Here is a 20,756-nt window from a genome sequence, read left to right as displayed (position 1 = left end):
CATTGCTTTGCCGCGCGAAGCAATTCACGCTGGGACAACAACGAATTGGGAGGAAATCCGATGACGCCGCTCGAGAAACTTAAAGCGATGAAGATGCCGTTCGCCGAGCTCAAGGGCGTCGAATTCGTCGAGGCCGAGAAGGACCGCGTGGTGGCGCGGATGACCGTCCGCCCCGATCTCTGCACCCTCCACCACACCATCCACGGCGGTGCGGTGATGGCGCTGGCCGATTCCGTCGGCGCGGCGGCGACCGTCATCAACCTGCCCGAGGACGCCAAGGGGACGACCACGCTGGAGAGCAAGACCAATTTCATCGGGGGCGCCAAGGAGGGAACCACGCTCATCGCCACCGCCACCCCCGTCCACCGGGGCCGGCGGACCCAGGTCTGGACCACCCGTTTGGAAACCGAGGACGGCAAGCTGGTCGCGGTGGTGACCCAGACGCAGCTGGTCCTCGTATAACCACGGGCCTTTGATTTTGTTAACGAAATAGTCGCTCCCGATGCCCTTAACTTGGGCAGGTTCCAGTCTTGAAAATTATGGTGCGATGCACAACATAGGGAGCCTAGGGATTCGAACGCCTCCTCGAGGGACACCAAGAGGAGTTTTGACGTGGTACTTGAAGAGACGCTCCGCACCGCCCCAGGCTATGTGCGGACCCTGATCCAGCAGGAAGAATTGCCGCTGCTGCGCGACCATCTGCTGAGGCTCGATGCCGAAAGCCGGCATGATCGTTTCAACGGTTTTCTCGACGACAGCTTCATCGAGCGTTACGCCGCCCGCTGTGCCGAAGACGGCACCGTGATCGTCGCCTATATCGTCGACGGCGTGGTCCGCGGTGCGGCCGAGCTGCATCCGCCGGAGCACGATTCGCTGCCCGAAGTCGCCTTCAGCGTGGAGGCCTCCGCACGCCGCCAGGGCGTCGGCACCGTGCTGTTCCGCCGCCTGATCGCGGAAGCGCGCTGGAGAGGCTACAAGCGCCTGCGCATCACCACCGGCGCGGAGAATCACGCGATGCGGGCGCTCGCCAGGAAGTTCGGCGCCCATCTCGCCTTCCACCATGGCGAATCGACCGGCACGATCGATCTCGCCAAGACGCCGGAAGCCGAGCTGGCCGACCTCGCGGCCGCGCCGTTCACGGCCGGGCGCGCGCTTCTCAGCTTCAACTCGACCTGCTGGAAGATCATCTCCAGCATGTACGGCAATCGCGCCGCCTGAATCAAAAAGCGGACCGGCAAAACCGGTCCGCTCTTGTATTGGGGAGCGTGGATGGGGCGCTCAGGTGCCGGTGCGTGTACCGGTGCCGAAGCGGCGGACGACGCGGCGCTCGACCACCACCGAGCGCTGTGCGCCCTGTTCGCCGGCGATCACGCGCGTGGCGGTGATGCGGCTGTTGGTGCGGGCCTGCTTCTTCACCTCGGCCTGGACGACATCGAGCGGCATCCCCATCAGAGCTGCGGCGATCTCGGCCTGCTGCTCCTGGTCGTCGGTGATGCCGACGGCGGCGAAGATCGCCTCGTCCAGGGTGGGCGGATCGTGACGCACGCGCCGCGTGCCGTACTTGGTATTCCAGTCTGCGCTCATGGGGGCCTCGTTTCGATCCGGGATACCTAGTGCCGCCTATGTTGCATTGCAATATGAATTTGGTGTGGCAGCTCAGCTATTCACGGCTTGCATCGATCCCGTGTCAGGACGGTGACGGAGCACCGGCGTCGATCTCGATCCGTTGCTGCGGCCAGCGCTTCAGCGCGGAGTGTCCGGCGGCGGTCAGCCCGTAGATTCCCCGCTCGGTGCGTTCGAACCAGCCATACACATTGTTAAGCAAGATCTTGCCGGCATCCGGACAGCGCTCGCGCAGCTCGCCCACGCGCCGTGGGCCGTCGGCGAGCGCCGCGGCGCAGGCCAGTGCCTGCTGCCGATAGGCGGTCATGATCGGCGCGCGGGTGCTGCCGCCGAGCGCCGGATCGCCCTGGCGGCGCTGATGCTCGGCAACGAGGCGCGAGCGCTTCTTCGGCTCGCGTCGCGGCGCCGCGGTCGGCGGCTTCACCAGCACCTCGACCTGGCCGCGGTCGGTGACCCCCAGCATACCGAAGCCGAGGCGGCGGCAGAGATTGCGATAGCGCGAGTCGCTCTCGCGGCCCTTGCCGCGCACCGACATCTTTGCCGCAATCCAGACCTCGTCGCCGGCCGGCGCGCGGTCGACCGCCTGGAGGATCAGCTCGAGATTGAAGGCGAGCTTGAGCTCGCCGATCACCACCACCGGCGGGTCGCCGGCGCTGAGGCCGACCAGATCGCAGCCGCCGATCTCGCCCTTGACCGTGAAGCCGAGCTCTTCGAGGAAGCGTTTGACGGGCACGTAGAGCGCGGTTTCCACAGGTGTTCCGATCGGAGAATCAATTGTGGACAGTCTAGAGCGTTCAGGGCTCGGATTGAATCAGAGCCGGCACTCATCAGACGACCGGATCGGACTTCGACTACACCCGCCCGCCCACCGGGATCAGCGCGCCGGTGACGCCGCTCGCGGCGTCGCTGGCGAGGAACAGGATGACCTCGGCAAGCTCCTGCGGCGTCACCCATTTGGTGAAGTCCGCCTTCGGCATGTCGGCGCGGTTGGCCCTGGTGTCGATGATCGACGGCAGCACCGCGTTCACCGTCACCTTGCCCTTCCACTCGCTGGCCAGCGCCTCGGTGAGGCGATGCACGCCGGCTTTCGATGCCGCGTAGGGACCCATGCCATTGCCGGCCTGGAGCGCGCCCATGGCGCCGATGTTGATGATGCGTCCGGCGCTGGATGCGGCGAGATGCGGCAACGCCGCGCGCGAGGCGTTGAGCGCGGTCAGCACGTTGAGTGCATACATGCGCTGCCACGTCTTGGTGTCGCCGTCGCCGACGGTCTCGAAGGCAAAGCCGCCGGCGATGTTGATCAGCGCATCGAGCCGGCCAAAGTGCTTCGCGGCCGCATCAACCGCGGTCTTCGCCTGCGCCGCGTCGGACAGATCGACGCCGCCGATCTCGATGCGCTCGGGCGTCGCTGGTACTTGCGAGGGCGCGTAATCGATGCCGGCGATCCGTGCGCCGCGAGACTGCGCGATCTCCGCAACCACTTTACCGAGAGCGCCGAGCGCGCCGGTGACGATCAGAACCTTGCCTTGCATTGTCGTTCTCCCGGCGCGGCCGCCTACGATTGCAGATAGCGCGCCTTCAGTGCGGTCCGCTCTGCTGTGCCGACCTTGAGCCCGTCGCGCAAGTAGGTTTCGAGGTCGCCATAGTCGCTGCCGACGGCTTCGAAAGCCGCCGCAAGGTACGAGGCCTCGACGGAGCCGATCGCGTCGAGCACGTCGGCGGGAAGATCGGAGGCGTTTGACGCATCGCGCCTGTAATGCCGGTTGGTCAGGAGGTAGTCCTCGGCAATGACGTCGTCGGAAACGCCGAGCGCATGCAGGATCAGCGCGCTGGCAAAGCCGGTGCGGTCCTTGCCAGCGGTGCAGTGGATCACGAGCGGGGCGCGGTCTTCCAGCAGATGGCCGAACAGCGCGCGAAAGCTGTGCGTGTTGTAGCGGACATAGTTGCGATAGGACTCGCGCATCAGCTCCAGCGCGACCGGCGCGGTCAATGTGCCCCGGGCGAGCTCGGCGCGCAGCGCGGCAACAACCGTCGGTTCGATCGGCAGCGAGTGCACGGTGATCTCGTTCACGACGCAGACACCGGCCGCGCGCTCCTCCAGCCCGCGAAAGTCGAACGCGCTCCTGACGCCGAGCGCGCGGACGATTTCGATGTCATCGGCGGTGAGCTGACCGAGATGGTTGGAGCGGAAGATGTGCCGCCAGCGCGTGGTGCGGCCATCGATGGTCGGATAGCCACCAAGATCGCGGAAATTGCTGGCGCCTTGCAAGGCGAGGTGGCGGGCAGGGGGCTCTGACATCGGATATGCTTTTGTTATGTTGCCGGCGGATCATTACAGGGGGCGATCATGAACCGGCACAAGGCCATTGTCTTGGCGATCACCACGCTGGCGAGCGGAATCTTTGGCATGCGGCCGGCCGGTGCACAGACGTTCCAGACCTACCGCTGCGCCGATAGTACGCAGTTCATCGTCGGGTTTTATGACGCGGACAAGCGCGCCTTCCTCCAGATCGACGGCGAACCCGTCACGCTCGCCAAGCGGCTGACGGTCTCGGGCGCACGCTATTCGGGGGCGGGGGTCACGCTGAGGATAGGCAAGACGGGAGCGACCACCGTCAAGCATCTGAAGCGGCCGGTCACGGCCTGCGCAATGGTCGAAAAGCCCGGGCTCTAGCCGCGCTGCCATCAAGAATCAAAAAGGGTCGAAACCTCATTGTTTCGACCCTCTTCAAACTGCTGCCGGTCGCTCCAGGGAGCGTCGCGGGATTGAACCAAACGCAGGCATTAGCGATCCCATTTCGGCTTGGCTTCGTCGACGGCCTCCTGATGGTACCAGCTTCCGCTGCAGATCGTCTCGTTCACAGGAAGCGAGAGACGGTCGGCAGGAAGGCGGGCCTCACCGTAGCGGCGACCTCCGAGAGCCGCGCGGCCCCCGGCGGGGAATTGATAGATCTTTGCAGATCCCTCACTCAGACCATTGTTCATCATTGCGGTATCTCCTCGGGTCGAAGCGCTTGGCCTCCATGGTGCGCCCGACTCGTTCGATTGTGGTTACTGGAATCCCCATATCGGCCGCGCGCCCCGAAATGCAAAGTGCTGAAAAGGAAATCAGTTTCAGCTTATTTTCTAGGCAGCGTGCATTCTGCATCCTCCAAGGCACCAGCTTGGTGACTAACGCTTGGGCCATTGCGAAGGTTGCCGGCGATGGGGCGAAGACTTTGCGAAAATTGCCGGACGTTGATGCGCGTTTCATCGGCAACCTCCGGCACCGCCCGGCCTGCTCCAGAATCAGGCGTTTTCCGCGGGATTTTTGCAGTGCAGCTTCACGCAAAGGTGCGCCGCTATGACGCACGCCGCCGGGGACGACCGGCCGCTCGCGGGGAGGGGGCGGCCGCGGTGGAAAACCTCCCGCAATGCGGCCTTTTGGCACGCAAAATGCTTGTAAACGGTCGGCCGATGGTGGCCGGGTACAAACGTGGGGGGCCCCCGGGCCCCCAACCTTTCGCATCATCTACAGAGAGGCTCAATGACCAAGTATAAGCTCGAGTACATCTGGCTCGACGGATATACGCCGACTCCGAACTTGCGCGGCAAAACTCAGATCAAGGAATTCGCGTCGTTCCCGACGCTCGAGCAGCTTCCGCTCTGGGGCTTCGATGGCTCCTCCACCCAGCAGGCCGAAGGCCACAGCTCTGATTGCGTGCTGAAGCCGGTCGCCGTCTTCCCGGACGCCGCGCGCACCAACGGCGTGCTCGTGATGTGCGAAGTCATGATGCCCGATGGCAAGACCCCGCACGCCTCCAACAAGCGCGCCACCATTCTCGACGACGCCGGCGCCTGGTTCGGCTTCGAGCAGGAATACTTCTTCTACAAGGACGGCCGTCCGCTCGGCTTCCCGACCTCCGGTTATCCGGCGCCGCAGGGCCCGTACTACACCGGCGTCGGCTTCTCGAACGTCGGCGACGTCGCCCGCAAGATCGTCGAAGAGCATCTCGACCTCTGCCTCGCGGCCGGCATCAACCATGAAGGCATCAACGCGGAAGTCGCGAAGGGCCAGTGGGAATTCCAGATCTTCGGCAAGGGCTCCAAGAAGGCCGCTGACGAAATGTGGATGGCCCGCTACCTGATGCTGCGCCTGACCGAGAAGTACGGCATCGACATCGAGTTCCACTGCAAGCCGCTCGGCGACACCGACTGGAACGGCTCCGGCATGCACGCCAACTTCTCGACCGAGTACATGCGCACGGTCGGCGGCAAGGAGTACTTCGAGGCGCTGATGGCTGCCTTCGACAAGAACCTGATGGACCACATCGCCGTCTACGGCCCGGACAACGACAAGCGTCTGACCGGCAAGCACGAGACCGCGCCGTGGAACAAGTTCAGCTACGGCGTTGCCGACCGCGGCGCTTCGATCCGCGTGCCGCACTCCTTCGTCAACAACGGCTACAAGGGCTATCTGGAAGACCGTCGCCCGAATTCGCAGGGCGACCCATACCAGATCGCTTCGCAGATCCTGAAGACGATCTCGTCCGTGCCGACCGAGAAGAAGGCGGTCGCCTAAGATCCTCCCGGCCCGGGCGAGGGGGCTGGCCCGGGTTGGCATTCAATCCGCCGGAGCTGAAAGGCTCCGGCGGATTTTTTGCGTTTTGTTGACGGCCGTTCCTGTGGTCTGCCGGCGGTGATGGCGCGAATTTTGTCCATCGCCATCGAAAGCGGGATAGACTGTGCCCGGATGTGCGCAGGGCCGGGGACGGCTGGTGTTTGAGGGTTTCTACAAGGTGCGGTTTCAGCTCGGCGACGCCGTTGGCCGGAGCGTGATGCATGCCGGTAATGGCAAGATGCTCGGCGGCAATTCGGCCTTCGCCCATATCGGCACCTACGAGAAGACCGATGACGGCGTCGACATCGTCATCAAGACCGTCCGCCACAACCCCGATCCGAACTACCGCGCCATGGCCGGCACCGATGACGCGACCCTGCTGGCGAAAGGCCGGGCCGACGGCGATCTCTATCGCTTCAAGGGCGAGCTGAAGGAGCTGCCGGGCGTGCCGTTCCAGTCGGTGATGACGCCGATCACGGAGGACGAGGTGCCGATCGCCGGCGGCGTCGGCGAGGGCGGCATCGCCGATGGCCTCTATTCGATCCACCTGCGCATGCTCGACGGCGTCGACGGCGGCCTCACCGGCGTGATGCTGCTCAACCACGGCCGCATTCTCGGCGGCGATGCCGCGTTCTACTATCTCGGCAGCTACACCGCCGCGAACGGCCGCTGGAAGGGCCAGATCCTCAATCAGGAGCACACGCCGGCCAAGGACGATCCGATCTTCGGCGGCCACGAGGTCGGCATCGGCTTCTCCGGCAGCTACGACGCGGAGCAGGCGGTGCTGGAGGCAACCGCGCTTGCCGGCAAGCGCAGCCTGCGCCTGACCGCAGCGCTCAAGCTGATGCACCGCGCCTGATCTCATCCGGGAAGACACATGGAAAAGACCATCCGCATGCTTTCGACGCTCGGCCTGATGGGCGCGATGCGCAGCCTGTCCACCGCCTTCGAGACCGCTAGCGGCATCCACGTCGATTCCGACTTCGCGCCGACCCTGGCGCTGCTCAAGCGGCTGCGCGACGGCGAGGCCGCCGATCTCGTCATCCTCACGCGCGAGGGGCTCGACGAGATGATCGGCGAGGGCCGCGTCGTCGCGGAGGGCGCGGCCGATCTCGCGCGCTCCTTCGTCGGCATTGCCGTGCGGGCAGGGCAGGCGCATCCCGACATTGCCACCGAAGCTGCGCTGCGCAAGACGCTGCTTGCGGCGCGGTCCGTCGCCTATTCGCGGCTGGGCGCCAGCGGCGTCTACTTCGCCCAGCTGATCGTCCGGATGGGGATCGCGGCCGAGATCAACGCCAAGGCCACCATCGTCGAACAGGGCTTTACCGCCGAGCGGCTCGTCAACGGCGAGGCGGACCTCGCCGTGCAGCAGATCAGCGAGCTGAAACAGGTCAACGGCATCGAAATCGTCGGCCCGGTCCCGCACGATTTGCAGGCACCGGCCGTGTTCTCCGCCGGCCGCATGGCGAACGCGAAACAGGCCGACGCCGCGTACCTGCTGCTGCGCTACCTTGCTTCACCGGAGGTCGTGTCCGTTCTCCGTCAATCCGGACTCGAGCCTTGAATTTGCCGGGGCGGAGACGCAACGTGGTGCTCATGCGGACCTATCTTCTTGCCATTCTCCTTGCGCTTGCCGCGCCCCTCGCGGCGCATGCGCAATCGGCCGACCTCGTCCTTTGCGACCGGGTTGCGGCCGATCCCAGCGATCCCGACAAGCCGGCCGACGTGAAGGGCGTGGCGGAGGTCGCTGCCTCCGACGTCGCGACCGCCATCAAATTCTGCAGGCAGGCCGCGCCATCCTCGCGGCGCGCGATGTTCGAGCTCGGCCGCGCCTATGCCGCCGGCCGTCAGATGGCGGAGGCGATCGCCGCCTGGCGCAAGGCGGCCGACAAGGGATCGAGCGCGGCCATGGTCGAGCTCGGTGTGCTCTACGGCACAGGATCAGGAGTCGCGAAAGATGAGGCGCAGGCGCGAAAGCTGTTCGAGAAGGCGGCGCAGGCCGGCAATCCCCGCGGCGTCAGCAATCTTGCCGCGCTCGGCGGCGCCGGTGGCGCCGCGCCGGCCGATCCCGCGCAGGCTCGCGCACTGCTGGGCAAGGCCGCCGAGACCAACGCGGAGGCGCAGTATCAGCTCGGCCTGATGCTCTCCGAAGGCACGGGCGGTGCGAAGGACGACGTCGCGGCGCGCGCGCTGTTCGAGAAGGCGGCCGCGCAAAACCATCCCGGTGCGCTGGAGCGGATGGGCGCCTTCGCGCAGGAAGGCCGCGGCGGGCCGAAGGACAAGGATGCCGCAAAAGCCTATTACGAGCGTGCTGCCGCGCTCGGCGACGAGGACGCCAAGGCTGCGCTGGAGCGGCTGCGCTGCCCCTACGCGATCAAGGACAAGCAGGGCAAGCTCGTCACCACGCTGTGCTTCTGATCAAACAGCAAGTTTGATTGAACTCGGTGGTGGCCGAGAAGCTCGTCCACTTCTCCCCGTCGGGGAGAGTTGGAGGCTCTCGCTGTGCCGCTTCAGCTCACTTGTAGTAGTAGGCGAGATTGTTGCGGGCGTCGCGATAGGTCGTCTCGAGAAAATCGGGATATTCCGCGGCGGCCTGCGCCACGGCGCGTACGACGCAGTCCCAGAAATCACCGTCCCATTTGAAATGCGCTTCAGTCGCGCCCTCGAATTTGACGGCGGTGATGATGGCCCGCCTGATCGCGGCGTCATCGGCGCGCGGATGGGCGCGCTTCACATAGCCGAACATCGGCCCCTCATGGGCATGGTCGCGGTCGTAGCGATATTTCTTGGCCATCTGCTGCGGCGTGAGGGTGCGATTGATGCGGACCTGTTCGGCGGTTGGGCGCCCCTCGATCGAATCCAGTCGGTAGCGCCAGCGCCAGAGTTCGAACGCGGCATCGAGCAGCGGTTGCTTCGCCGCGCTGGCGATGAAGGCCTCGATCTGTTCTTCGGCGGATGGTTCGGTCCGGTTCATGCCCCTTTGTCGTGCGCGTGCGACGACGGGTTCGACGCCGCCCTTGATCGAGCGCAAGGCTCCCGGGCACCGCGCCGGCGTACACTTGCTTCTGACGGGAAATGGAGACCTGCGATGAGGCTTCGGGGTTGGATGCTGGCGCTGGCCGGCTTGGGCGCGCTAACCGCCGTGGCAACGGCGCAGGACCTCAAATCGCCATCCTCGGACCAGTATGTGCCGCGCCTCGGCGACATCATGGGCGCCGCGCAGACGCGTCACCAGAAACTCTGGCTGGCCGGCAAGGCCCAGAACTGGGAGCTCGCGGCCTATGAGCTGCGCCAGCTCAAGGCCAGCCTGGTCGAGGCCGCCGTATTCTATTCAGGCATTCCCGTCGGTAATGTCACGACCTTGGAGCCATCGCTGCAATCGATGTCCGACGCGCTCACGGCGAAGGACGGCCGCAAATTCGCAAAGGCCTTTGGCGATTTGACCGAGGGCTGCAACACCTGCCACCGGTCGATGAAGCGCAACTTCGTCGTCATGAAGGTTCCTTCCGACCAGGCGCCATTCGCCAATCAGCAGTTTGCGCCGCCATCCAAGCCGTGACGGAACGGATTTCGCGCGCAGCGGGTTGAATCCGAAAACCCGACAGGAGGCGTGATCATGATCCGCAAACTGGCATCCGGCGAGTATCGCCTTTACTCACGCAAGGTGAATCCGAAGACCGGCAAGCGCCGCAACCTCGGCACCTTCAAGAGCCGCGCGGCGGCCGAGAAGCACGAGCGCGAGGTGCAATATTTCAAGCGTCACTAGCGCGGGGCGAGGCGGCCGGGACCACGCAGAACAAAAAAGTCGAAGAACAACCCCATGCACAGTAGCCGGGGCACTGAAATCGCAACGAAATCACGGATTGCGGATTTGGCGAATCTCGGTTGACCCGTCGGGCAAAACAGGGGCATGATGGCATCATGCAGCGAGGGGTCCGGCGAGCGGCCCTGCGCGCAAAAGCCGGATGGCCTTGGCGCGGCGGCAGTGCTAGGTAGCCTCGATTCTTTTCCGATTTTGCGAGTTGATTGCGTTGCTGGACGGACTCTACAAGGTTGAATACGGCGTCAACGATGCGTTCGGCCGCAGCATCATGTGCCTGCACGACGGCAAGATGCTGGGCGGCAATTCGGGCTTCGCGCATCTTGGCACCTATGTCGAGCGCGATGGCGAGATCATCGCCGAGGTCATCACCGAGCGGCATAATCTGGATCCGAACTACAAGCCGCTGATGGGCGCCGACGTCGCCTCGATCGGGGCACGGGGGAGGCTGCACGGCAACCAGATCCGTCTGGAGGGCGGCGCGGACACCATGCCGGGCGCAAAATTCTGGGCCAATCTCACCCGGCTCGACGACGAGGCGGTGCCTCCGAGCGGCGCGGTCGGCCCTGGCGGCATCGTCAACGGGCTCTATGGGATGAGCCTGCGCGCGCTTGACGGTGTCGATGCCGGACTCTCCGGCGTGATGCTGCTGATCGACGGCCGCATCCTCGGCGGCGATGCGTTCTTCTACTATCTCGGCTCCTATTCATCGGCCGACGGCCGCTGGAAGGGTGAGATGCTCAACCAGGAGCACACGCCGGCGAAAGGCGAAAATCCGGTGTTCGGCGGCTATGAGGTCGGGATTGGCTTCTCCGGGACTTGCACGGCGGATAGCGGCGAGCTCGAAGGCATCGCGCTCGCCGGCAAGCGCAGCCTGCGCCTTGCGGCCTCGCTCAAGCTGATGCGGCGGGCCTAGCACTACTTTGGCAGATTGTTGATTTCACCTCGATTTATTGGATTCCCGAATCAATTTTTCAATGATTCATGGGTGGTCGGCTCTTGGAGGGCTGACCATGCCGGGATGGGAAGACGAACTCGAACGCTGGCTGATGCCGTTCTTGGACCGGCTGGGTCATAAGACCCGACAGCGGATGTGTCCTCTATATGTTGCGGGATTGATCGGTCCTGGCGATCGCAAGAGCGTTCAGCCGATGGCGGAACGCCTTGCCACGAGCAACTACGACCAGTTGCACCATTTCATTGCGGACGGTGTCTGGGACGCGACGCCGCTGGAGACAGAGCTGCTCAACCAGGCGGACCGACTTGTCGGCGGCAGCGATGCGGTGCTGGTTATTGATGACACCTCACTGCCGAAGAAGGGTGAGCGCTCGGTCGGTGTTGCGGCTCAATACGCGTCGGCTCTCGGTAAAACGGCAAATTGCCAAACGCTGGTGTCTTTAACGCTTGCGCGCGGCGAAGTGCCAGTGATGGTCGCGTTACGTCTCTTTTTGCCTGACAGTTGGACAAGCGACATGTCTCGTTTGAAGCGCGCTCGCGTGCCAGTCGAACACCGAACGCCACGGTCCAAGCCGGAGATTGCTTTGGCCGAGATTGACCGCGCGATGGCAGCCAACGTGCGCTTTGGATGTGTGCTGGCGGATGCAGGATACGGCCTCAGCGCACCGTTTCGACAAGGGCTAACAGAGCGCGGGCTGGCCTGGGCTGTCGGCATCCCTCGGCACCTGAAAGTGTATCCGGTCGATGTGAAGCTCATTTGGCCGATTACCAAAGTCCGCGGGAAACCACGAAAGCACCACGTGCCCGATATCTTATCGATTGCGGCAGAACAAATGCTGGCCAGCGCCAAATGGAAAACCGTGAGTTGGCGTAGCGGGACGAAAGGTCGGCTCAAAGCCCGATTTGCTGCTCTCCGTGTCCGGACCGCCGACGGCCCTCCGCAGCGGATATGGGATAAAGGTCAGCAGCATCTCCCAGGCGACGAAGCCTGGCTCATTGGCGAGCAACGCGCCTCGGGAGAGAAGAAATACTATCTCGCCAATCTTCCGGCGATGACGGATCTGCGCACGCTGGCCGCCACCATCAAGGCACGGTGGATTTGTGAGCAGGCGCATCAACAGTTGAAGGAGGAACTTGGACTTGATCACTTCGAAGGGCGATCATGGCAAGGTCTTCATCGCCACGCCCTTATGACAATGATTGCCTACGCCTTCCTGCAACATCGTCGCCTCGCAAACGCGGGGCGGAAAAAAAAGAATCAACGGGCCTCCGCCTCAACCAACCATGCCCGCCGTACGTCACGCCATCGTCGATCTCATCCTTCGGCCGCCGCCCCAGCAGTGCCCATATTGCCGAAAGCAAATCCTTGAAAAACAGCGGCGAAAACACATTCTGCCAAAGTAGTGCTAGGGCGTGTCCTCATAAATTCGTCGCGTCCGCTTTGCTGTTGGAAGGCGACGTTGAATCCGATACGTCTGGATGTCGGCCGTGGGCCAACAGGCGACATCACGCCCTTCGTCGATCACAAGGGCATGCGTTGCGCATCAAGTTCGTTATGGGTCAACTCAGGCTCATCCGCCTCGCGCGTCGCGTACCGCCTGCGCGACTTTCGTCGCCTGCGACACTCGTCCGATCTTTGCGCCTGCAATGGTCTTTCTTCGGCGTGTGCTTGCCTTCGGCACCATGCCTTCGTTCGCGGTGGCTCCGGCTGGGGGATAAATCGTGAAGTTCGCCGCTCGATGCAGCGCGAGAGCCTTTCGAGCCGCTTCGACATGCGCGGTCCGAGCTGCCAGGTTGTGAAGACGCCGAAGCTCGTTGTTCAACCGCTTCAGCGCCGCGGCGAAGACTTGCTTGCGTTCTGATGCATGCTCGGCGGTTCCTGGAAAGCTGGCTCCGCGAGCCTCGGCTTTTCCGCGCCCCTGTCGCTGCCTTTGTCGGCCGAGCGTTCGCTCCTTATTGCGCATCTTGCGCAAGCGGGGTCGCATGGCCTCAAGCTCAGCGATTTCGACGTCATAGATGGCAGGATGGTGCGTGAGGCGGATCGTCTCATATTCTTCGTGGCTGAGGAGGCTGCGTTCGAACTTGCAGGGGACCGACATTCTCATCCCTCCATTCGATTCCTTGAAATTCAGGCAGAACGGGACTCATCCAGGTCGACGATTTTCTCAATAATCAAGCCGCATCCACCAACAATTATCGGCCCGGTGCGCCCGCGGCGCTCAACTACTGTCTGCCCTGCCGCGAGCGTCCGAATGCATGGCGCGGATTGACCCCGCAGGACGCATGTGTGCCGGAGGCAGCCGTCCTGCACTGCTGGAGAGTCGAGAACTGGCAGTTGCCGGGATGGCCCCAGCGGCGGCCTTGTAGGCAGTAGCGATCTGCGACCGCGGGCGAGAGTGATCCGACTGTGACCAAGATCAAAATGGTGGAGACCGCAGCAAACAGAATACGGCACATCGGAGTCCTCCTGTACTCGTTGGGTGAGTGCTCACCTGTGCTCCACTGGGTTGGAAAGGCACCGGGACCAAGGTCGACTGTAGCTTCAGCGTTCCGGATGATCATCCGATCAAACCCTTAGAGTTCGCAGTGAATTTCCCGAGATCCTGCGTCGGTGCGGAGTTTTCATGCCGGAGGGCCGGTTGGGGTCAAAAGCGCCGTTTGGAAGGTCGGCCAGTTGCTTTCTCTCTACCCCGATAAGCGAACAATTTCGGCGCTAGCTGCGGAGATCTGCTATTTGATCACCTCGTCGGCGCTTGCACTCGACATCTGCGTCGCAGGGGAATGAAAGCAGCCCGCTCCGCATTTGGGCAAAGCCGGACATCAACCGGCGGACATTCAATTGTGCTCAATTTGCCCGCCAACTCGCTGAGCCGAGAGTAGCCTCAAGAGAGGCTTCAATGATCCTTCCCGTAAGGGATGCCTGCCAGATCACGAACAGGGCATCGCGGCGGGACTAAAATGCCTCGCGCTGACCATGATTTCGAGCGTATATTTGCCAAATCTGGGCGATGGCAGGGCAGTTGCAGTGACGGCTCAGTCCCACAAGACCGCAGAAGAGGAGTACGAGGAGCAAGTTCGCATCCTCGTCCGTATCGTTTCATGCTGCACATTGGGGCTTTTCGCTTTCGCTGCGGGCCTGCTGATTGGGACCTTTCTGTTCTCGTGATCGAAGATGAATGACCGGCCTCCGGGCGCGGTTCTGTTTGGCTTGGCTTCACGAAAGTTGCAAGTCTCGCTTTGCCATGGATTTCGCATGATCACGTGCATGCCGTTGGACGACAACGGCTTGATCCATGTCGTCAAGTGTCAGCTATCGCAACATGCATCCTTCGAGGGGGCGACATTGCCGGGCTGCAATATCCTAACTCAGCCTCAATGTCCTTGAGGGTCAAAAAGCCGACATCGGGCCAACGGCCGTAGTACGTCGGCGGGCGACGTCCGCTTTATCTTCGGAAGCCGACGGTCATGAGTACTCGCCCTAGCGCCTCGTCACGGAGCCGGACACGCCGCCCCGGTCTTCACCCAGGCATCGACCAGCGCGCCGGCAAGCGCAGCCTGCGGCTGGCGGCTTCGGCTCAAGCTGATGCGGCGGGCGTAGGGCGGGTACTCATAAATTCGTCGCGTCTGCTTTGCTGTTGGAAGGCGACGTTGTCGGCGATGGGCCACTTGCAGACATGGCGACGGCGCGCGTGCTCGAGGTCAATCGGATACGTGTACTTCCGAATTGCCCGATTGCGCGTAGCCTCGGTCGGCGCGTCGAGAGGCTCGGTAGCGGCCTGGCGAATGTCCGTGATGCCGGTGAAACAGCTTCGAAAACGCCGCCGCTGTCTCGTAGCCAACCCGGCTGGCAATCCGCGCGATGGGCTCATCGCTTGTTTCGAGCAGAAACGCCGCCTCGGCCATTCGGCGTTCGATCACATAACGGTGCATGGACTGGCCGACGAGCCTGGTAAAGCGCGCCGAAAATGCCGAGCGGCCGAGCCCGACGCGACGGCCAAGGTCGCTCAGCGTCCAGAGCTGCTCCGGACTTTCGTGAATTAGCTTCAGCGCCGGTCCGATATGGGGATCAGAAATGGCCCCGATCCAGCCGCCTTGTCCGGGACTGAGAGACGCGATCCAGCTTCGCAGCACCTCGACAAAGAGCACTTCCGTCAGTCGTGAAAGCGCGACGCCTTGGCCAGGACGCTCGAGCGCGGACTCGCTCATCATGCGGCGCAGGATTGCTTCAAGCCAACCGCGGTCCGCCGTCGGCTTCAGCAAGAGCACGGGTGGAAGCAACTCCAGCACGCTGCCAAACATCGGCCGCGACACCGTGAAATTGCCGCAGAGCATGGTCGAGAGCGGCTTTGCACGGCTGCCGTGACGAAGGAATCCGAGGCGTGGCGACGACCGTTCGATATCCGCGATGCGCAAAGGCTCGGCCCGGCGATCCGAATAAAACACATGGGGCTCGCCGCGCGTGATCACGACAAAATCGCCCTCGGTCATCTGGATTTCTTCTCCCTGTTCGAGCGCGAGGGTCGCCGAACCCTGGCTGAGATAGTGAAACAGGGCGTAGGTGCGCGCCGGCAACTCAAGATGCCAGGGATGGCCGAGCTCGAAGTGAAAGAGCAGCGTCCCGCCGAGACGAACCCGATCGAGCACCTGGGTGAGGATGTCCATGCGGTCCAGATTAGACCGGTGGACGATCGGACACAACATGCGGACGATTGATCCCTATCGTCCGAAATGCCCGCGCACTAGGTCATGTCGCAGCGGGCCGACAGCACGCGCGGCAACCATCTCGCCGACGGCAGATGGAAGAACCGCGACCTGGCTGGAAACGCCTGTCCATTCCCCCGGACTGATTTCGTCCGACATGCCAACAGGAACATTCAATGCGAAATATTCTTCTCTCAGCCGCCACCGTACTCCTGGCCGGATCGACATTGGTCGGCTCTGCTTCCTCCGCCGAACTGCCCAAGGGAGCCGCCCACAACATCGTGCTCGTGCACGGCGCATTCGTGGACCAGACGAGCTGGCAGCCGGTTGCCGATATTCTCACGAAGAAAGGCTACAACGTCACGCTCGTGGAAAATCCGCTCACCTCGCTCGTCGCTGACGTCGATGCCACCAAACAGGCGCTGGCGAAACAGGACGGCAGGACCGTTCTGGTCGGCCACTCCTGGGGCGGTATGGTGATCACGCAAGCCGGCAACGATCCCAAGGTTTCGGCGCTGGTCTATGTGTCCGCCTTCGCGCCGGAGGTCGGCGAATCCCTGGCGTCGCTGGCAAAGGCCGGCCCGCCGACCGAAGGCGGCAACGCGATCCATCCCGACGCGAAGGGCAATCTGTACATCGATCCCAAGATTTTTCCGTCGGCCGTCGCGGCTGACCTTCCTCCGGAGATCGCTGAGCACCTGGCCAACTCGCAGCTTCCGTTGAATCACGTTGCGTTCGAAGCCCCCGTCAGCATTGCGGCCTGGCACGACAAGCCGGCGTTCGATGTCATCACCACGAAGGACAAAGTCATCGCGCCCGAGGCCCAGAAATTCTTCGCGACAAGGATGAAGGCTCAGACGACGGAAGTCGCCGGCAGCCATGCCTCGCTTGTCGTGCACGCGAAGGTGGTCGCTGAGGTGATCGAAAAGGCCGCGCTCGTGAAGTGACGGTACGACTCCCGGCGCAGTCGCGCCGGGAGCGCCCACGCTCGCGGTGCGCCTGCAAGGGCGACGGCGCGAGTCGGCCAAGCCGCAGGAGCGCCAGCGATATCCTGAAGGAAGGTTTCGATCGCCGCGCTACCCGGCGCGTTCCGATGCGATCGAGCCACTTCATCCATGACAGTTGGTACGGAAGATAAGATGAAAATCCAAAAAGTCGAAGTTGAGCGCTTCAGCCTCACGAGTTCAAAGCCGTTCGACGCCGTCGTGGCTGCGCTCAAGTCGGCGATCGGTCAGCCTGACATTGTCGAATTTTTCAGGGCGACGAGGGCCACAGAATCCTTCCCGGATTTAAAGCGCATTGTACAGAGCGGCCTGGGTCGCACCGACCTTATGCTCTTCGCCGAGTTCGACTTGGGCGACATCTTGCGTCGGGAAAATGGATCCAGGACGCCGAGGATCATACGGCTTGTGGTCGGAAATCCACTCATCATGAAAGAAATGGTCAAGCACGTGCCCGACGCCGGATCTTACGCTCCGGTCACAGTGCTCATTGATGAGCGTGCCGACGGCGTGCACGTCTCTTATGATAAAATGGAGAGTTATCTGCGGCATTATGGCAGTTCGGAAGCCCTTGCCGTCGCCCAAAATCTCGATGCGAAAATCACCGCTTTGCTACGCGAATGTGCAGGCTGAAACGTTCTGATGACGTCTTTGGCTGATGGAAGTGAGTAATTCATACCAATCGCGGAACGCGACGGCCGTTGTCACGGTGCGAGCCAGACGTTGGAAGGAACACTCTGCGCCACGGCGACATGACGAACCATGGGGAGATCGGCCTGATGCAGACGGTCGGGCTCCACAAGCCCGACAGCCATGAACCCTAGATCCCGGGGCGTATTGCGGGAATTTGGCGGCCAGGAGCACACGCCGGCAAAGGGAAGGGCAAGCGCAGCTTGCGACTGGCGGCCTCGCTCAAGCTGATGCGAAGGGCCTGAGGGGCCGCATGTGCCTCGCGAAGCTCGCAATAAAAACGTGCGAATTTGCAAAGACGCCAAGCTGTGACTGACTGTCACATGGAAGAAGCGCTCGCGGCACTGCGATGATTTGAAAGCAGTGCGTCAACTGCTGCCCACTGCCGATTGACGCGCAGGATTGCGAGGCGAGCGGCTATTCCTGTGCACGAAAGCTCAAGGAAAGGCCCGTTATGGTCATGAGCATCGACTCTGCTGAAAGTTCCGATGCGGAAGTATTCTTCGGTCGCTTCCAACTGGACAAGCGTCGTCGGCAACTCCTGAAGGATGGAGTTGAAGTTCGGATCGGCTCGCGCGGTTTCGACATACTGATTGCGCTGACCGAGCGCGCCGGCGAACTCGTCAGAAAACGCGATCTCCTATTCTCCGTGTGGCGTGACGTCGTCGTCGACGAGGCCGTCTTGAGAGTGCACGTGGCCTCCCTTCGCCGGGCCTTGGGCGAAGGTCAGGATGGCGCGCGCTACATCGTCACTGTTTCCGGTCGGGGCTATAGTTTTGTGGCTCCGATCGAGCGCAAACGTGGCAATGGGCTTGCATCTTCTGGATACGTTCCGCCCCCCAGGCATGGACGCCAATTCCCGTCGATCCCCAGATTGTTCGTTGGACGGGACGAAGTCGTCGACGACCTCTGTGCGCTCATCGTGAAGCAGCGTTTTGTCAGCGTCGTTGGAGCTGGCGGTATCGGCAAGACTACCGTGGCCGGGGCTATCATTCGCCGGCTACAACCCGAATTTGGCGATGAAGGCGCCGTTTTTGTCGATTTGGGCGCGGTTGACGAACCTGGCCTAGTCGCTGGGGCGGTTCTCTCCGCGGTCGGCTGCCCGCTCGGAGGAGCCGATGCCCTTGCGGAACTTCTGGGGTTCGTTGCCGGTAAGCGAATTCTAATCGTTCTGGATAGTTGCGAACATCTTCTCGATGCGTCCTCGCATTTGGCCAGCCAACTGTTTCAGTGTACTTCCGGCGTTTGTCTGCTTGTCACGTCGAGGGAGGCATTGAACGTCGAGGGCGAGATTGTGCACCTTCTCAGCCCTCTTGCTTGCCCAATCGACGACGTTCCGAGCGCCGCGGATGCGATGGCGACCCCGGCAGTGAGGCTGTTTATGGATAGAGCCTCATCCGCTGGTTTCGAGGGGGCGCTGAATGACGCTGATGCGCCGGTCGTTTCCGAAATATGTCGCCGTACCGATGGCATCGCGCTGGCGATCGAACTGGTCGCCAGCCGAGTGGGGACCTATGGCCTTCGGGGTGTTGCGGGTCTGCTGGCCAGCGATATGGAGCTGTCACTGACAGGCCAGCGAAACGCTGTCCCACGACACCGCACGCTCCAAGCGATGCTCGATTGGAGCTTCAGGTTGCTTGCCGAAAGCGAACAGCGTGTTCTTTCCCATCTTTCCATATTTGTCGGTCTGTTCACGATTGAGGCTGCCTGCTCCGTTGCCGGAAGTGGGGAGCGAAAAAGCGCCGAAGTCGAAATCGCGATTGCGAGGTTGGTGGACAAATCGCTCGTCTGGGTTCATCTGGTCGGTGATACCGTGTTCTATCGTTTACCCGATGTGACGCGCACGTATGCTGCGGCCAAGCTCGTGGAAATCGGGGAGGCTGAACGGGTTTCCCTGCGCCACGCGCTCTATTTCGGTGCTTTTTTCAAGGCAATCGCGCTCGAGCAGGGGGCTTACGCTGACATCGGACGTTATTCGCCTCACATCGGAAACGTGCGGAAGGCACTCGAGTGGAGCTTCTCAAAAGAGGATCGCTCGATCGGCATCGAGCTTGCCGCAGATTCCGCCCCTTTGTTTCTCGGTCTGTGGTTGCTGGTCGAGTGCCGGCGTTGGTCGGGGTTGGCACTGAAAGCGATTGCGAATTTCGGCCGACTCTCGCATCGAGAGGCACGCTTGCAGGAGGCATATGCAGTCTCGTCACTGCATACCTTGGGTAATACGACCGAAGTTCAGGCCGCCATACGGCGCGGGCTGGCACTTCACGAGGCGAGCGAAGAAGCATTGCCACAGCTGCGACTGTTGGCCGGACTCAACCTTTTCCTCACAAGGCTCGGCGACTTTGAAGGAGCATTGGCTGCAGCGACGAGATGCAGAACTGTAGCCGAGCTAAGCGGTTCATTGAGCGACAGAATTATCGCCGAATGGATGCTGGCGGCGGCTTGCCACCTCGCTGGCGATCAAGTCGCCGAGGTGGCGCATTGCAAGTGCGGTTTCGAGCTGGAGACGTCAATTGGTCGGCTCGACATCAATCTGTTTGGATATGATCACCGTCTGCGCGCCGAGATCGCACTGGCACGTTCTCTATGGTTGCTGGGCTCCCGCAAGCAAGCTCGCAAGCAGGCGCTTGAGGCGATGAACGAGGCAGCTCGGTTGGCCCCGGCGGCGAACTATTGCATGGCGGTGGTCCACTCCGTCCCGGTGCTGCTGTGGAGCGGGAACACCGGTGACGTTGCCGACCATGTCGATCGTGCAATCTCACTGGCTGAGAAGCATTCTCTCCGAGGTCATGCAGCAGCCGCTCAGGCTCTGAGGGGAGAGTGGCTTTTCATGAGCGGGAGGCCCGCGGACGGCGTCGAGGCGCTGCGTCAGGCGCTGAGAGGGCTCCACCGTGAGCAACTTCACATGGTCATCCCGGCGGCATCCCGCGCGCTCGCCGATGGACTTGCTCGAAGCGGAAGGTATGACGAGGCGCGCGAGACCATTCAATCGGCAATTCTATTTGCGGAGCGGATGCGCCAGACGTTCTGGATGCCGGAATTGCTACGCACGCAGGCGCAAATCATCCTGACGAGCCCAAATCCCGACCGCAAGGCAGCAGAGCTGGCGCTTCGTCGATCGATGGATAGTGCAAGAAGCCAACGAGCATCAGGGTGGGAGCTGAAGGCCGCTGTTCCGCTGGCGCGGTCGATGAAAAATCGAGGCCGAGGAGCTGATGCGCACGCGCTGCTTCAACGGGTCTTCGAGGCACGTCCAGAAGTATCGAGGTCGACTGCCCGTCCCTTCCATTGAGCGCTTCGGGTGCAAGATGTCGATCTGGCCAGTCTCCAGGTGACCCGGCAGACGTCAGAATTTTTCATTTTCTAA

General features: G+C 62.5%; 24 protein-coding genes. 14 read left to right on the top strand and 10 right to left on the bottom strand.

All coding sequences use genetic code 11. From position 1 onward, the window contains the following. Window positions 1-60: 60 nt before the first annotated feature. Together ACVWW6_RS31370 and ACVWW6_RS31365 are read left to right on the top strand one after the other, a co-directional pair. Entirely contained in the window at window positions 61-462 is a 402-nt protein-coding gene (locus ACVWW6_RS31370; protein WP_038966793.1) for a PaaI family thioesterase, read from the top strand. 150 nt (window positions 463-612) lie between these two features. Next, window positions 613-1,218 carry a GNAT family N-acetyltransferase gene (locus ACVWW6_RS31365; protein WP_011086935.1) on the top strand — a complete coding sequence of 202 codons (606 nt, stop codon included), beginning with the start codon at window positions 613-615 and terminating at the stop codon, window positions 1,216-1,218. A 60-nt stretch (window positions 1,219-1,278) separates the two neighbouring features. Here ACVWW6_RS31365 and ACVWW6_RS31360 read toward each other — a convergent pair whose 3' ends face one another. The 4 genes from ACVWW6_RS31360 to ACVWW6_RS31345 form a co-directional block, all read right to left on the bottom strand. Next, on the bottom strand, window positions 1,279-1,584 hold the full coding sequence (locus ACVWW6_RS31360; RefSeq protein ID WP_028171140.1) for a hypothetical protein: 306 nt from the start codon (window positions 1,582-1,584) through the stop codon (window positions 1,279-1,281). Window positions 1,585-1,687: 103 nt separating this feature from the next. Then, window positions 1,688-2,374 carry a DUF2161 domain-containing phosphodiesterase gene (locus ACVWW6_RS31355; RefSeq protein WP_456681995.1) on the bottom strand — a complete coding sequence of 229 codons (687 nt, stop codon included), beginning with the start codon at window positions 2,372-2,374 and terminating at the stop codon, window positions 1,688-1,690. A 100-nt stretch (window positions 2,375-2,474) separates the two neighbouring features. After that, entirely contained in the window at window positions 2,475-3,155 is a 681-nt protein-coding gene (locus ACVWW6_RS31350; protein ID WP_271612824.1) for an SDR family oxidoreductase, read from the bottom strand. Window positions 3,156-3,178: 23 nt separating this feature from the next. Beyond that, entirely contained in the window at window positions 3,179-3,922 is a 744-nt protein-coding gene (locus ACVWW6_RS31345) for a tyrosine-protein phosphatase (RefSeq protein ID WP_011086938.1), read from the bottom strand. 48 nt (window positions 3,923-3,970) lie between these two features. On the opposite strand from ACVWW6_RS31345, the gene ACVWW6_RS31340 reads away from it, so the two are divergent. Next, window positions 3,971-4,297, top strand: a complete 327-nt coding sequence (locus ACVWW6_RS31340; protein ID WP_456681994.1) for an MliC family protein — start codon at window positions 3,971-3,973, stop codon at window positions 4,295-4,297. Between the two features lie 110 nt (window positions 4,298-4,407). On the opposite strand, the gene ACVWW6_RS31335 is transcribed toward ACVWW6_RS31340, so the two are convergent. Continuing rightward, window positions 4,408-4,611, bottom strand: a complete 204-nt coding sequence (locus tag ACVWW6_RS31335; RefSeq protein ID WP_011086940.1) for a DUF2735 domain-containing protein — start codon at window positions 4,609-4,611, stop codon at window positions 4,408-4,410. After that, window positions 4,589-4,876 (bottom strand): hypothetical protein, encoded by a 288-nt coding sequence (locus ACVWW6_RS31330; protein WP_162185834.1) that lies wholly within the window; start codon window positions 4,874-4,876, stop codon window positions 4,589-4,591. Before ACVWW6_RS31330 ends, ACVWW6_RS31335 begins: the two co-directional genes overlap by 23 nt. A 273-nt stretch (window positions 4,877-5,149) precedes the next feature. On the opposite strand from ACVWW6_RS31330, the gene ACVWW6_RS31325 reads away from it, so the two are divergent. The 4 genes from ACVWW6_RS31325 to ACVWW6_RS31310 all read left to right on the top strand — a co-directional run bounded on the left by ACVWW6_RS31325 (window position 5,150) and on the right by ACVWW6_RS31310 (window position 8,641). After that, window positions 5,150-6,184 (top strand): glutamine synthetase beta-grasp domain-containing protein, encoded by a 1,035-nt coding sequence (locus ACVWW6_RS31325; protein WP_011086942.1) that lies wholly within the window; start codon window positions 5,150-5,152, stop codon window positions 6,182-6,184. Window positions 6,185-6,380: 196 nt separating this feature from the next. Beyond that, complete coding sequence (locus tag ACVWW6_RS31320) at window positions 6,381-7,082, top strand: GrlR family regulatory protein (RefSeq protein ID WP_456681993.1); 702 nt, start codon at window positions 6,381-6,383, stop codon at window positions 7,080-7,082. 18 nt (window positions 7,083-7,100) lie between these two features. Continuing rightward, the gene (locus ACVWW6_RS31315; RefSeq protein WP_456681992.1) at window positions 7,101-7,787 is read left to right on the top strand and encodes a substrate-binding domain-containing protein; all 687 of its coding nucleotides are present in this window, start codon (window positions 7,101-7,103) and stop codon (window positions 7,785-7,787) included. 32 nt (window positions 7,788-7,819) lie between these two features. Continuing rightward, entirely contained in the window at window positions 7,820-8,641 is an 822-nt protein-coding gene (locus ACVWW6_RS31310; RefSeq protein WP_161535132.1) for a tetratricopeptide repeat protein, read from the top strand. 97 nt (window positions 8,642-8,738) lie between these two features. On the opposite strand, the gene ACVWW6_RS31305 is transcribed toward ACVWW6_RS31310, so the two are convergent. Next, on the bottom strand, window positions 8,739-9,197 hold the full coding sequence (locus ACVWW6_RS31305; protein WP_304553053.1) for a hypothetical protein: 459 nt from the start codon (window positions 9,195-9,197) through the stop codon (window positions 8,739-8,741). 114 nt (window positions 9,198-9,311) lie between these two features. On the opposite strand from ACVWW6_RS31305, the gene ACVWW6_RS31300 reads away from it, so the two are divergent. From ACVWW6_RS31300 to ACVWW6_RS31285, 4 genes are all read left to right on the top strand, one after another. After that, window positions 9,312-9,782 (top strand): hypothetical protein, encoded by a 471-nt coding sequence (locus tag ACVWW6_RS31300; RefSeq protein WP_271612829.1) that lies wholly within the window; start codon window positions 9,312-9,314, stop codon window positions 9,780-9,782. A 57-nt stretch (window positions 9,783-9,839) separates the two neighbouring features. Beyond that, on the top strand, window positions 9,840-9,989 hold the full coding sequence (locus tag ACVWW6_RS31295; RefSeq protein WP_007609497.1) for a hypothetical protein: 150 nt from the start codon (window positions 9,840-9,842) through the stop codon (window positions 9,987-9,989). A 265-nt stretch (window positions 9,990-10,254) separates the two neighbouring features. Next, complete coding sequence (locus ACVWW6_RS31290) at window positions 10,255-10,959, top strand: hypothetical protein (RefSeq protein ID WP_028171147.1); 705 nt, start codon at window positions 10,255-10,257, stop codon at window positions 10,957-10,959. A 61-nt stretch (window positions 10,960-11,020) separates the two neighbouring features. After that, window positions 11,021-12,370 carry an IS701 family transposase gene (locus ACVWW6_RS31285; RefSeq protein WP_456680778.1) on the top strand — a complete coding sequence of 450 codons (1,350 nt, stop codon included), beginning with the start codon at window positions 11,021-11,023 and terminating at the stop codon, window positions 12,368-12,370. A 201-nt stretch (window positions 12,371-12,571) separates the two neighbouring features. Here the strand turns inward: ACVWW6_RS31285 and ACVWW6_RS31280 are convergent, their stop codons facing one another. From ACVWW6_RS31280 to ACVWW6_RS31270, 3 genes are all read right to left on the bottom strand, one after another. After that, the gene (locus ACVWW6_RS31280; RefSeq protein ID WP_039184394.1) at window positions 12,572-13,099 is read right to left on the bottom strand and encodes a hypothetical protein; all 528 of its coding nucleotides are present in this window, start codon (window positions 13,097-13,099) and stop codon (window positions 12,572-12,574) included. A 124-nt stretch (window positions 13,100-13,223) separates the two neighbouring features. After that, window positions 13,224-13,457, bottom strand: coding sequence for a DUF3551 domain-containing protein (locus ACVWW6_RS31275; protein ID WP_074077712.1), 234 nt, complete (start codon window positions 13,455-13,457; stop codon window positions 13,224-13,226). Window positions 13,458-14,699: 1,242 nt separating this feature from the next. Beyond that, complete coding sequence (locus ACVWW6_RS31270; protein ID WP_456681991.1) at window positions 14,700-15,662, bottom strand: cupin domain-containing protein; 963 nt, start codon at window positions 15,660-15,662, stop codon at window positions 14,700-14,702. Window positions 15,663-15,877: 215 nt separating this feature from the next. Here ACVWW6_RS31270 and ACVWW6_RS31265 point away from each other — a divergent pair, with 215 nt between their 5' ends. The 3 genes from ACVWW6_RS31265 to ACVWW6_RS31255 all read left to right on the top strand — a co-directional run bounded on the left by ACVWW6_RS31265 (window position 15,878) and on the right by ACVWW6_RS31255 (window position 20,681). Beyond that, the gene (locus tag ACVWW6_RS31265) at window positions 15,878-16,648 is read left to right on the top strand and encodes an alpha/beta hydrolase (RefSeq protein ID WP_456681990.1); all 771 of its coding nucleotides are present in this window, start codon (window positions 15,878-15,880) and stop codon (window positions 16,646-16,648) included. A 192-nt stretch (window positions 16,649-16,840) separates the two neighbouring features. Then, window positions 16,841-17,335: a DUF302 domain-containing protein gene (locus tag ACVWW6_RS31260; RefSeq protein WP_028171152.1), complete on the top strand. Its 495-nt coding sequence runs from the start codon at window positions 16,841-16,843 to the stop codon at window positions 17,333-17,335. A gap of 511 nt (window positions 17,336-17,846) precedes the next feature. Next, window positions 17,847-20,681 carry an ATP-binding protein gene (locus ACVWW6_RS31255; RefSeq protein WP_456681989.1) on the top strand — a complete coding sequence of 945 codons (2,835 nt, stop codon included), beginning with the start codon at window positions 17,847-17,849 and terminating at the stop codon, window positions 20,679-20,681. Window positions 20,682-20,756 lie beyond the last annotated feature (75 nt).

It is taken from the genome of Bradyrhizobium sp. USDA 3311 (assembly GCF_054062495.1).
This window is presented reverse-complemented; position numbering and strand designations above follow the sequence as displayed.